The 12,770-nt window shown below is 27.8% G+C and carries 12 protein-coding genes, 1 pseudogene and 1 riboswitch; of the genes and pseudogenes, 4 read left to right on the forward strand and 9 right to left on the reverse strand.

The genetic code is table 4. The features are described from left to right. The 9 genes and pseudogenes from cobK to ACD762_RS08475 form a co-directional block, all read right to left on the reverse strand. Positions 1–738, reverse strand: coding sequence for a precorrin-6A reductase (gene cobK, locus ACD762_RS08435; RefSeq protein WP_423363552.1), 738 nt, complete (start codon positions 736–738; stop codon positions 1–3). After that, a complete protein-coding gene (gene cobJ, locus ACD762_RS08440; protein ID WP_423363553.1) occupies positions 738–1,460 on the reverse strand; it encodes a precorrin-3B C(17)-methyltransferase in 723 nt (240 codons plus the stop codon). Before cobJ ends, cobK begins: the two co-directional genes overlap by 1 nt. A gap of 10 nt (positions 1,461–1,470) precedes the next feature. After that, a complete protein-coding gene (locus ACD762_RS08445) occupies positions 1,471–2,466 on the reverse strand; it encodes a cobalt-precorrin 5A hydrolase (protein WP_423363554.1) in 996 nt (331 codons plus the stop codon). After that, on the reverse strand, positions 2,456–3,217 hold the full coding sequence (cobM, locus tag ACD762_RS08450; protein ID WP_423363555.1) for a precorrin-4 C(11)-methyltransferase: 762 nt from the start codon (positions 3,215–3,217) through the stop codon (positions 2,456–2,458). Before cobM ends, ACD762_RS08445 begins: the two co-directional genes overlap by 11 nt. 4 nt (positions 3,218–3,221) lie before the next feature. Then, entirely contained in the window at positions 3,222–3,908 is a 687-nt protein-coding gene (gene cobI / locus ACD762_RS08455) for a precorrin-2 C(20)-methyltransferase (protein ID WP_423363556.1), read from the reverse strand. Next, on the reverse strand, positions 3,898–5,013 hold the full coding sequence (gene cbiD, locus ACD762_RS08460; protein WP_423363557.1) for a cobalt-precorrin-5B (C(1))-methyltransferase CbiD: 1,116 nt from the start codon (positions 5,011–5,013) through the stop codon (positions 3,898–3,900). The genes cobI and cbiD overlap by 11 nt, the downstream gene beginning before the upstream one ends. A gap of 193 nt (positions 5,014–5,206) precedes the next feature. Continuing rightward, a riboswitch (cobalamin riboswitch) is annotated at positions 5,207–5,376 on the reverse strand. A 230-nt stretch (positions 5,377–5,606) separates the two neighbouring features. Next, on the reverse strand, positions 5,607–5,987 hold the full coding sequence (locus ACD762_RS08465) for a MerR family transcriptional regulator (RefSeq protein ID WP_423363558.1): 381 nt from the start codon (positions 5,985–5,987) through the stop codon (positions 5,607–5,609). Continuing rightward, positions 5,977–7,287, reverse strand: a complete 1,311-nt coding sequence (locus tag ACD762_RS08470) for an MFS transporter (RefSeq protein WP_423363559.1) — start codon at positions 7,285–7,287, stop codon at positions 5,977–5,979. Before ACD762_RS08470 ends, ACD762_RS08465 begins: the two co-directional genes overlap by 11 nt. A 16-nt stretch (positions 7,288–7,303) precedes the next feature. After that, positions 7,304–8,233 (reverse strand): annotated as a pseudogene (locus tag ACD762_RS08475) (aldo/keto reductase). Between the two features lie 261 nt (positions 8,234–8,494). Here ACD762_RS08475 and hemC point away from each other — a divergent pair. The 4 genes from hemC to ACD762_RS08495 are packed head-to-tail and all read left to right on the forward strand — an operon-like array spanning position 8,495 to position 12,721. Further along, positions 8,495–10,846, forward strand: a complete 2,352-nt coding sequence (gene hemC, locus ACD762_RS08480; RefSeq protein ID WP_423363560.1) for a hydroxymethylbilane synthase — start codon at positions 8,495–8,497, stop codon at positions 10,844–10,846. Next, the gene (gene hemB, locus ACD762_RS08485; protein WP_423363561.1) at positions 10,839–11,810 is read left to right on the forward strand and encodes a porphobilinogen synthase; all 972 of its coding nucleotides are present in this window, start codon (positions 10,839–10,841) and stop codon (positions 11,808–11,810) included. The genes hemC and hemB overlap by 8 nt, the downstream gene beginning before the upstream one ends. Beyond that, the gene (locus ACD762_RS08490; protein WP_423363562.1) at positions 11,800–12,249 is read left to right on the forward strand and encodes a precorrin-2 dehydrogenase/sirohydrochlorin ferrochelatase family protein; all 450 of its coding nucleotides are present in this window, start codon (positions 11,800–11,802) and stop codon (positions 12,247–12,249) included. Before hemB ends, ACD762_RS08490 begins: the two co-directional genes overlap by 11 nt. Further along, positions 12,233–12,721, forward strand: coding sequence for a cob(I)yrinic acid a,c-diamide adenosyltransferase (locus ACD762_RS08495; RefSeq protein ID WP_423363563.1), 489 nt, complete (start codon positions 12,233–12,235; stop codon positions 12,719–12,721). Before ACD762_RS08490 ends, ACD762_RS08495 begins: the two co-directional genes overlap by 17 nt. Positions 12,722–12,770: the final 49 nt, after the last annotated feature.

Here is a 12,770-nt window from a genome sequence, read left to right on the forward strand (position 1 = left end):
TTAAATTCCCTTTAATCTTTCATAAATTCCATCTATGTTTAAGCCATTCTTATCAAAATTATCAACTATTAATAATTGTATATTTAATTCATTACAACTATCTATTTTTTGTTTCATTCCACCAACTTTGCCACTATCTTTACTTATCATATATTTAGCATTTATATTTTCAAGCATGGCTGTGTTTAGTTTGGTTGTAAATGGTCCTTGCATAGCAATTATATTATTTATTGGTATATTAGCCTGATATAGTGTTTTTAAACTGTTTTCCATTGGCAATACTCTAAAAACTAAACGATGTTTATAGTCTTTTACTTTTAAATATGGTTCTATTACTTTTGAACCTGTTGTTACTAAGGCTTTACCTTCATTTTTATTTAAATATTGTACTAATTTATCAAAGTCAGCAAATACTATGGCCTTATCTATTTCTAAATAGTCTCTTTTTAATCTAATATATTCTACTTGATTGTGTTCTACTACTTCTTTTAATAATTTAGTAATGATTGTTGCATAAGGATGAGTTGCATCAATAATCAAATCGTATTGTTGAACTAATATATTTAGTTCTTCTTTACTTTTTTGACCATGAATTATTGTGATATCATGTTTTATTTCTTCTAGCATTTCAACCCCATGACTTGTAGCTACTGATACTGTTATATCCATATTTAGTGGTTTTAACTTTAATACTAGTTCTCTAGCATCACTTGTACCACCAAACACTAGAATTTTCATTAGTAATTATAGCCTCTTGGTGTTACTAGGTTATTATCAATTATTCTAGTATTTTTATTTCCTATTATTACTGTTGTAAACATATCAATATCTTTTTCATCTAACTTTGAAAGCATCATTACTTTAGCAATTTGATTTTCTCTTTCAATATTTTTTACATAACCACATGCTAAATCAGCTTGTGAATTTAAGGCAATATCTATTACTTTTTGTAAATAGCCAAATCTTTTTTTACTTGTTGGATTATAAAGCACAATCACAAAACCACTATCTATAGCACTTTTGACTCTTTGCATAATTTCATCTAGTGGTGTTAGTAAATCACTTAATGAGATTACTGCAAAATCGTGTATTAAAGGTGCTCCTAGTACTGCAGCTGCTGAGTTTGCTGCACTAATTCCAGGGATTACATTTATCTCAACTTTCATTTGTTTCTTTTCTTTTAATTCATAACAAAGTCCTGCCATTCCATATATTCCAGGATCTCCTGAACAGACCATTACTGTTTTTTTACCAGATTCTGCAGCATCTAATGCTAACTGTGTTCTTAATACTTCTTGTTTCATTGGACTTTGGATTATTTCTTTATCTTTTATTAAATCTTTTATTAAATCTAAATATACGGTATAACCACTAACTACTTCTGCTTCTTGGATTACTTTTAATACTCTAGGAGCTATTAAATCGTGGTTTCCTGGTCCTAACCCTACTACATGTAACATATCTTTTCTCCTACATTTCTAATATTTTTATTTCACTTTTTCCTATTGCTATAGTCATTCCATCATGTTTTTGTTTATGTAATAATATTGAAGCATTATTATCAAATGCTTTAATTGATCTTTCGCAAACATTGTCGGTTGCGGTTATTTTTTTCACAAAATCTGATGATGGAAAGTCTCCTTTTACTTTATTTAGAGTTTGTGCTGAATAGGTTTCAAATAATAAGTTGTACTTTCTTATTAGTTGCCATAAGCCTTCTTCTTTATCTTTTAAATCTATTGTTGTTAAAGCTTTAATTTGATTAATATTAATATTGTTTTCTTTAAGTGTTTTTAAAAAGTATTTTTCTATTTCAAAAAATGGCTTATCTTTTCTAACACCTATTCCAATAATGTATTCTTTAGGTATAAGAATACATTCATTTTCTTTTGCACTTAGATTTTGATTTTTTGTAATGATTATTTTTACTGCTGATTCAGCATCAATTATTGTATTGTCTAAATTATTTATTGGTATTTCACTTATAATATTAATTTTTTCTTTGTTTAATAATGTTGATGATATTTTTTTTATCTTAGATTTATCTTTTATATATAAATGGTTAAAAACTGCAAAGTTATCTATTGCAAAGATATTTTGTGTATCTGTTGCTGTTGTTATTACTGGCGTAGCCTTTAGGATTGTTGCTAATTGTTTTGTATATTGGTTTGCTTGGCCTATATGTCCTGATAGTAATGAGATTACAAATTGTTTATTATTATCTATTACTATTATTGCAGGATCATTAGCTTTACCATTTAAATATTTAGCTACTTTTCTAATTGCTATTCCTGTAGCACTTATAAATATTATTAGATTTGCTTGTTCAAAACCTTTTTTTATGAAGTTATCTAAGTTGGTTGTTTTATCATAGTTAGTTGTTAAAAAATCACTCTTTTGTATTATTTCTTGGCTAATTTGTTGTCCTTCATTAGTAAAACTAATTATATATGCATTAGTTTTCATTGAGACCTTTTCTAAATTCTGTTGTAAAGTTTTTATCATATAATTTAGATAGTTCATAATCACTATCTAATGTATTACCTACTATTATTAAGGCTGTTTTAGTTATGTTGTTATCTATTGCTGTCTTTTCAAGATTTTCAACTGTTGTTCTAAAGACCTTTTCTTCTGGCCAAGTTGCTTTATATACTATGGCAGCTGGTGTATCTTTGGCATAGCCACCTTCTTGTAAGTCTAAGCATAGTTGTTTAATCAATGATAATGACAAGAACATTACCATTGTGGCTTGGTGTTTTGCTAATGATTTAATACTTTCTTTTTCTGGAACTGGTGTTCTACCTGGTGCTCTTGTTAGTATTATAGTCTGAGAGACATTGGGTAGTGTAAATTCTAAGTTTAAGGCTGCAGCAGCACCAAAGAATGAACTTACTCCAGGTACTACTTTGTAAGGTATATTTATTATATCTAAACGATCCATTTGTTCTTTTATTGCTCCATAAATGCTTGGATCTCCAGTATGTAATCTAACTATTATTTTGTCTTCTGCATGATTATCTTCTATTATTTTTATCACTTCATCTAAATTTAAATAGGCACTATTATGTATTTGAACTTCTTTTTTAGCATATTCTAGTAATTTAGGATTTACTAGTGATCCTGCATATATTATTACATCTGCTTGTTCTAATAATTTTTTTCCTTTTACTGTAATTAGTTCTGGGTCTCCTGGGCCTGCTCCTATAAAATATAACATTTTTTTAGTTCCTTTCTTTTACTATTAATAATGTAAAATAACTATCTATATCTTTAGCATCCATAATATCTTCATAAATTTTTTCATCTTTCATGCTGACTTTTTCAACAATGCTTGTTTTGTATTTATCATTATTTGTTTTTAAGTATTCAATTACTTTTTCTAATTCTTTTCCATTTTTCATTAGTACTTTATTACCATCTAGTTGTAGATGTTGTTCATACCCTCCATATGTAGATGGAATTATATGAAGTTGTTCATTATGTTCACATAATGAAGTATTTAGGGCTGCGGCTGCGGCTGTAAATGATGTTATTCCTGGTATAATTTCAACATTGTATCCTTTTTCTTGGATTATTTTATGGATATACATGTATGTTGAATATACTGTTGGATCTCCTAGTGTAATAAAGGCTACATTTTTATTGCTTGCTAGTAATTCATCTATTGTATTTGCTGCTTTTTCATACATTTTATTTCGATCATGTGTTTTAGACATTGCTGTGTGCACACCTACTATTTCTGTTGTAGTTGGTATATGTTCTTTAACAATATTATAGGCAGTTGATTGTTCATTTTTACTTTGTGGTATTACTACAACATCTACTTCTTTTAAAACTTCAACTGCTTTTAAGGTTAATAATTTCGCATCTCCAGGGCCTATTCCGACTCCATAAAGTTTACCTTTCATATCTATTCTCCAATTCTTTGATATATTCATTAGCATGTTCAGACTCAAATACTTTACCTTGAACTGTATTAAATGCTACATATTCAATTTGTATTTGTTCTTTAGCATGTATTTTTAGAATTTTATTTATTGCTTTTACTATTTCTTGATAGACCATTTCTTTTTTATCAGTTTTATTAACTAGTTCTATCATTTCATCTGTTGTATTTGCACTTGCTATTTTTTTTATTGTCTCATAATCTACATGGGCAAGTGCAGCACAGGTTGCAAAGACAAAACTACGACTATCACCATACATTGAATGGGTATTCATCATTCCACTTGCAACTTTTACTATTTTTCCAACATGGCTGATTAATAATATTTTTTCTATTTTTAAATTAATACAGTATTCTATTGTTTCCTTTAAAAAGTTTGAATATGTTACAATGTTTGCTTCTTTTAAATTTAAATTATTTAAAGCAAAGTCTTTTCCATAGTTTCCTGGACATAGAACTAAAATCTTGTTATCATAATTTGCTTTATGATGTGATAGTTCTAAATTTATTGTTGCTATTAGGGATTTAGTTGACATTGGATTTACTACTCCAGTAGTACCAAGTATTGAAATTCCACCTATAATTCCTAATTGTGGATTAAAGGTTTTTTTGGCTATCTCTTCTCCATTTTCAACACTTATTACTACTTTTATGCCTCCTTGATACTGTGCACTCTTTATTTCTTCTTTTACTTTGTTAGTAATTCTTTCTAAAGGAACTGGATTAATGGCACTGCATCCGATTTCTCTTTTTAAACCTTTTCTGGTAATTGTACCTACACCTTTACCACCAGTTACTTCAATTCCTTCTTTTATTTTACTAACACTGACATATATTTTTGCTTTGTCTGTTGCATCAATATCATCACCACCATCTTTTACTACATAACAAGATGTTTGGTTGTTTTCTTTAATTAAATCATACACATTTATTATAAATTGATCATTATTATTCTCAAATTTAAGATGATCTATTTTTAAATTTCTCAATAAATATCTTGTAGCTACTTGTGCTCCTACCATAGCGCACGTACCTGTTGTGTATCCTTTTCTAAGTTTATTATCCATATAGCTCCAACCTTTTTACATACTAAACAATTTACAATTTGAGTGAAAGTAAGTTATTTGTTATGTTTATATTAGTAATCCTAGACGTTTTATTTTTAAAATAAAAAAACACCGTATACGACGGTGTAGAAAAGTTGTTTTTATTTAATATGTTCTAAAATATTAAAAAACAATACGCCTATCTATCGTAAGTCGTACTATTAACATTAAAGACAGTATCCTGACTTAAGCTTTAAAACACACATTTAATGCGCCTTCCCAAAATTAATCAGTGGCTTTTTGCATTAGTGCTATGCTATTACAGTTGCGAGACAGTGTTAGATTTTAACTAAACTTCCTGGACCCTTATTGTTTAAGTATTCAATTTGATTACAACTCTATTCTATTCTAGATTTTAACTTATTGCAATACTTTCTTTTTATATTTTTTAATTTTGTGCACTTATTATATTTTAAATTAAAACTTATTTCTATCAATTATATATATGAATTATAATTGTTTTTAATATTAATTTACTGTAATAAATATTTTCTAACTAGATACAAAAAAGAAGAATAACACTTTAGTTAAGGTGTTTTCTTCTTTTTTATTTCTTATTTATTTAGATTATCTACTGCATCTTTCATATGAGTATCATAGTTATCTATTTTATACATTAGATAATTATATGTTTGTTGAAGTTCTTCTATATTTTCATTAATGATTTTAGCTTGCTTCTTTAAAATTATTTTTCTTTGTTCCACTGTTTTGCTATCATTTTCATATACCAATGCTACATATTCTTTTAAATTTTCTATTTTCATTCCTGCTTTACGCATTATTTTTGCAAAGTTTAGTTGATTTATATTTCTTTGATTAAAATTTCTAATACCATTGCTATTTCTTTCTACAGGCATGATGATACCTTCTTTTTCATAGTATCTAATTGTATCATTGCTTAAGTTAGTTATTAAAGATACTTGCTTAATATTCATTGTTCATTCCTTTACCTTTCATAGTAAAAATTATTACAAATGATATAAACATGAAAACACTCATTATTAAAAATTCTGTTTTGAAGTTTGTTGTTGTTGCTACTATTATACTCAAACCAATTGGTCCTCCAATTTGATGCATAGTATTTGTTAAACCACTTGCAACTCCAGCAAGGCTATCATCTGCTTTGTATACTCCTGCAGAAGTTATAGGTGCTAGTACTAATCCTTGTCCTGCACCAATTAAAATCATTGGCAAAGCTAAAGATTTAAAATAACCTAGTGATATACTTGCTTGTGATGTCCAGACTAATCCAATAAATATTAAGGCTGATCCTACTAATAATATTTGTGTTTGCTTATATTTATTAGCTAAAGCCGGTAATTTCATTGCAACAATAAAGTTTACTACTGTTAATGGTAAAAAGCCCATTCCTGCTTGTAATGCACTAAAATGATATTGGTTTTGCATTATTTGCGGTAGTATAAACCAATATGGTAACATTGCCATCATAAATAGCATTCTAACTAAATAAGCTTTAGTTCTTATATTATTACTAAATAGTTCTAGGGGTAGTATAGGATATGTTATTTTCGATTGGCGATAAATAAATACTAATAAAATTAGTATACCTACAATGATTAATTTAATTTGATTATTAATTAAGCCAAATATTAATATTGTTAGTGCTATTACTGATAATAAACTTCCTATATAATCTATTTTAGTTTTTATAGGTGGTGTTTCTTTGACATATTTAAATGTTAAGAATAGTAATATTAAAGTAAATGGAACATTTATAAGAAATCCAGCTCTCCAAGATATAAGACTTGTTAGTCCTCCTCCAAGCAGTAAACCTATACTTGATCCAATTCCAGCTGTTGCTCCATAGTATGATATAGCTTTTTCTCTTTGTTCTCCTTGATAGTTATCCATCATTAAAGCTAATGTTGTAGGTGCTAATATCGAACTTCCTATTCCTTGAAAAGCTCTCATTACCACCATAAATTGTGCGTTTACTGCAACACCTATCAATAGTGAACTTAGCATAAATATTATAAGTCCTATAATAAATATTTTCTTTCTCCCTATTAAATCAGATAGTCTACCACTTAGTAGTAAAAACCCTCCAAATGTTAAAGTATAAGCATTTGAAATCCATGATAGGTCTGTTGCTGAGATATTTAGACTTTCTTGAATTTCTACAGAACTAGTAAATATGATGGAATTATCCATTATAATTAAAAAATATGCTAGTAGTGTAATTGGTAATATCATTCCAAATTTTTCTTTTTTCATTAAATGCATCTTCTTTCTATAATCTACTCATAAACCATTCTACCATTTTTGGATCTCTGTGGTCAAAAAAAGCTGATTCTTCCATATCTAAACTGCTTATTATAGTTAAATCATCACTATCTAACTCAAAGTCATAAACATCTAGGTTTTCTTTCATTCTTTCTGTTTTAGTTGTTTTAGCTAGTATAATAAAATCTTGTTGTACTAACCATCTAAGAACTATTTGAGAAATACTTTTATGATGTTTGTTAGCTATTTGTTGTAGTTGTTTATTGCTGAATAAATTATGTCTTCCTTCTGCAAATGGTGCCCATGCTTCTACTACTACATTGTATTTTTGATGATATTGAATATCTTCTTTTCTTTGATTCCAAACATTTACTTCTATTTGATTTATTTGTGGTGTTTCTAGATCATTCATTTTTACAAACTATATTAGTTTAGCACTATCAAAATTTGAAACTCCTATTGCTTTAATTATTCCTTTTTGCTGTGCATCATATAATGCTCTGTAGGCACCATATATATCGCCATATGGTTGATGTATTAGGTATAGATCAATATATTTAAGATTTAGATTAGCCAGTGATTGTTCTATAGCAATTTTTGCCTTTTCTTCACTAGCATTTTGAATAAATAGTTTTGTTGTAATAAAAACTTCTTCTCTAGTTACTATATTATCTTTTATAGCTTTATTTATACCTTCTCCAGTTTCATTTTCATTTCCATAAGAAATTGCTGTATCTATTAAACGATATCCTTCTTTAATTGCTTCATAAACTGCATTTGCTGTATCTTCTTTAGGTATTTGATATACTCCAAATCCTAGTTGTGGTAATTTTATACCATTATTTAATGTAATTGTTTTCATGTTTATCTTCTCCTTGTATATATTAAATCACCTAGAGTATACTCTAGGTCAAGACTTTATTATTATTATTTGCATTTGTTTTGTGTTCTAGCTTATTCTTCTTTTCTTAAAAAGCTTTCTTTATTATTAATTAAAAGTTATTGTATGTAAATAAAGACATTTCCACATTAGAAGTACCTATAAATATTGTATGAATTATTTTTTTGTTGAATTTAGTTGTTTTATTAGTTATACTATTAGTGAGTGAAAGTTACAAAGTTATTGATCTAGTACATACTAGTCTTTTTTGTGACTTTTTTGTTATGTTTCAATTTAAAGAAAGAAGGAAATAACTAAATGAAAACTATTGTTATTGGCGCTAGAGCCAGCAACCTAGCTATGATTCAAGCTAACATTATTAAGGACGAGCTTCTAGCCTTTAATCCCAATATTTCAGTTGATATTGTTTCTATGACTACTAAAGGTGATCAAAGACTAGATATTAACTGGAAAACTTCTAATGAATCACTAAAGGGATTATTTACAACAGAGTTAGAAAAAGCTTTATTGGAAAATGAAATAGATATTGCTGTTCACTCATTAAAAGATATGCCTACTGATTTTGATAAGCGCTTAGAAATTGCTGCTTATTTAAATCAATGTGATGAAAGGGATGCCTTTGTAAGTGATAAATATAATAGTATTATGGATTTACCTATTGGTGCTGTTGTTGGTACTAGTGCTATTAGACGTGAATTACAAATTCTTCAAATGAGACCTGATGTTACTTGTAAAGTAATTAGAGGTAATGTTGAAACACGTTTAAATAAAATGTTGAGTGGTGAATATGATGCTATTATTTTAGCTGCTGCTGGCTTAATCAGAACTAATAATACTAAATACATGAAGCAGTGTTTTAATGAGGATGAAATGTTATCTGCTTCAGGTCAGGGTATTTTGTGTGTTCAAACTAGAAGAGATGACTTTTATATAAAAGAGTTGATTAAACCTATGATTGATCCTAATACTAGATTAAAAGCGATAGTAGAGCGTACTTTCTCACGAATTTTTGATGGTGGCTGTACTACTCCTATGGGATGTAATGCTACAATTGATGGTGATCGTATTACTTTTAAAGGTATGTATTATAGAGATAATATTAGATATGATGGTTATGTTGAAGGTTACACTTATGAAAATGCAGCTATTTCATATCGATTGTCTAATCAAATTAAAAAACAGTATATCAAAAATCCTGGTAAGGTTTATTTAGTTGGTTCTGGTCCTGGTGATCCTAGTTTACTAACAATTAAGGCAAGAGAAGTTTTAGAACAAGCTGATTGTGTATTATATGATCGTCTTGTTAGTGAACAAGTTTTAAGCCTAGTTAAAGATTCTGCAAAGCTTGTCTATGTTGGTAAAGAAAGTCATGAAGGTGGTTTATCTCAAGCATTAATTAATGAGCAAATTGCTAATGCTGCCTTTGATCATAAAATTGTAGTTCGTTTAAAAAGTGGTGATCCTTTTATCTTTGGTAGAGGTTATGAAGAGATTCAAGCTATAAGTCAATATAATATTAATTTTGAAATTGTTCCTGGAATATCTAGCTTTATTGGTGCTAGTGCATATAGTGGTATACCTCTTACAGATCGAAATAATTCTAGTTCTATTCATGTCTTTTCAGGACATTCTAAAAGACAAGAAGCTGACTTAGATTTTGCAACTATTGCAAAACTAGAAGGTACTTTGATATTTTTTATGTCTATAAAAAGTATTAAAGATATTGTTGAAAACTTAATTGAAAATGGTAGAAGCCATGAAGATCCAATTGCTTTTATTGAAAATGCTACTACTAATGATCAACGTGTTATTATTTCTAATTTTGAACAAATATTACATACAAATATTACTACTAGAATTAAAGCACCTGCTATTATTGTAATGGGTGATGTTGTCTCTTTATATGAAAAAGCAACTTGGTTTAATACCGAACAAAAGCTTACTTTGCTTTGTACAAGAGAACAAATACATTTCTCAAGTTTTGAAACAACTGCTAAAGAATATGGTTTTAATGCTTTAAGTGCTCCTATGATTAATGTTATTGAAATCAAAGATGCTGTTAAAGATGTAAATAAGTATGATATTGTTTTATTTAATTCAGCTAATGGTGTTAAGTATTTTATTAAGCAATATGGTAGTAACTGTATTGAGAATGTCTTAATTGGAGCTGTTGGATCTAAAACAAAAGAATTACTTGAAGAACTTGATATTAAGGTTGATATTATGCCTAAGGTATTTAATATGGATATGTTGCTTGAAAAAGTTATTGAAAAGTATGCAGACAAATCTATTTTAGTTATTAATTCTAATGCATCTAAATTTGATATTAATAAGTGGCAACGTCGTTGTGATAATATTATTGAACAATTAATTACTTACGATACTATTAGTGTTAAATCAAATGAGACCGTTTTAAAAAATCAAATTCAACATAGTAATGTTATAACATTTTTCTCAGCAAGTGGAGTTCAATCATTTTTAAATAATATTAACTACCACAGTGAGATTTTAGATTCTAAAAAAATCGCTTCTATTGGACCATTTACTACTAAAGCTTTACAAGATTATGGTATAGTGGTTGATATTGAAGCAGATGTTTCTACACAAGAAGGTTTAATTCATAAGATAAAGGAGTATTATAATGTTTAGAAGATTTAAAAGAAATAGAGTTAATCAACAAGTAAGAGATTTAGTTAGTGATGTATATTTAAGTAAGAAAGACTTAATCTATCCTATATTTATTACCGAAGAAGAAAATGTATATGCTGAAATAGCTAGTATGCCTAATCAATACCACTACAGTATTGATAAATTACATATTATTGTTGATAAGTTAAAAGATGCTAAAGTAGATAAGGTTTTACTTTTTGGAATTCCTAATCATAAAGATGGTATAGGTACAAGTGCCTATGATAATAATGGTATTATTCAAAAAGGTACTAGAAAACTTAAAGAGTTAAACCCTAATCTTTTCATTATTACTGATGTTTGTATGTGTGAATATACTGATCATGGTCATTGTGGTATTTTAGATGATCATAATGTTATTGATAATGATAAAACTATTGAAGTTCTAGCTAAAATTGCATTATCTCATGTAGAAGCTGGAAGCGATATGATAGCTCCAAGTGATATGGCCGATGGAAGAGTTCAAGCTATTAGAAATAATCTAGATGAACATGGCTATAAATATATCCCTATTATGTCTTATAGTGCTAAATATGCATCTAGTTATTATGGTCCTTTTAGAGATGCTGCTGGTTCTGCTCCTTCTTTTGGTGATCGTAAATATTATCAAATGGATTATCGAAATACCCATTTAGGAGTAGATGAAGCTTTAAATGATATTGATGAAGGTGCTGATATTGTTATTGTTAAGCCAGCTTTAGTATACTTAGATATCGTTGCTAAAATAAAAAGTAGTGTAAATATACCTGTTTGTGTTTATAATGTTTCAGGTGAATATGCCATGGTTGAAACAGCAGCTAGTGCAGGATTAATTGATAAAAAAGGTATTGTCATGGAGACAATGTATGCTTTTAAAAGAGCGGGCGCAAGTATGATTATTACTTATTTTGCTTTAGATGTTGCTAAATATTTAGATGAAGAATAATTTTATGATGGTTGGTCTAAACTTGACTAACAAAAATATTTTAATTGTTGGTGGTGGAAAGATATCTTTAAGAAAAACTAAAAAACTATTATCATATAATGTTAATATAACAGTTCTAGCTTTAGATTTTTTAGATTCATTTAATGAATTAAAAATAACATTAATTAAGGATGCTTATGATAAAAAATATTTAGATAATATTGATATTGTATTTGCTGCTACAGATAATGCAGCTTTAAATGATCTTATTATTAATGATGCTACAAAAATAAATATTTTAAGTAATAATAGTACTAGTCAAAGTAATATGGATTTTAAGATGATTGCTAGCTTTGAGTTTGATAATATTACTGTTGGTGTTAATGATAATAGTAGTGTTTCAGCCTCTAAACAATTAAAAAATGATATAAAGGAGTATTTATATGAAAATAAGCACTAAAACTGGTGATTTTACTACTACAGCAGTAAAAGGCGGACGTATTTCTAAAGCTAGCATTAGGGTTGATGCCTATGGTAGTATTGATGAATTATTATCATTAATTGGCTTTGTACATTTTTATGTTGATGAAGAATATAAAGATCAACTTAATATCATTATGGACAATTTAAGAATTATCATTAAGGAGTTAGCAAACACTACAAGTTTGTGTTTGTTAGAACAAAAAAACTTAGAAGAACTTGAAAATACTAATGATATATTAAAAGAAAATTGTCAAAATATTAAACTATTTCAAAGAGTGATTGGAAATATACCTTATTTACATATTAATCATACAAGAACAGTCACAAGAAGAGTAGAACGTAAAGTAGTGTTGTTAGCTGAACATGAAAGTGTAAATCAAATTACTTTAAGCTATTTGAATCGATTAAGTGACTATTTTTTCCTACTATCACAAATTTATAATAATTAATATAAAAAAGAGTTTTGTTTTTTGAAAAGGAAACAAAGCTCTTTTGCTA

The organism is Mycoplasma sp. P36-A1, assembly GCF_049478495.1.
Lineage (GTDB): Bacteria > Bacillota_I > Bacilli_A > JAJDGJ01 > JAJDGJ01 > P36-A1.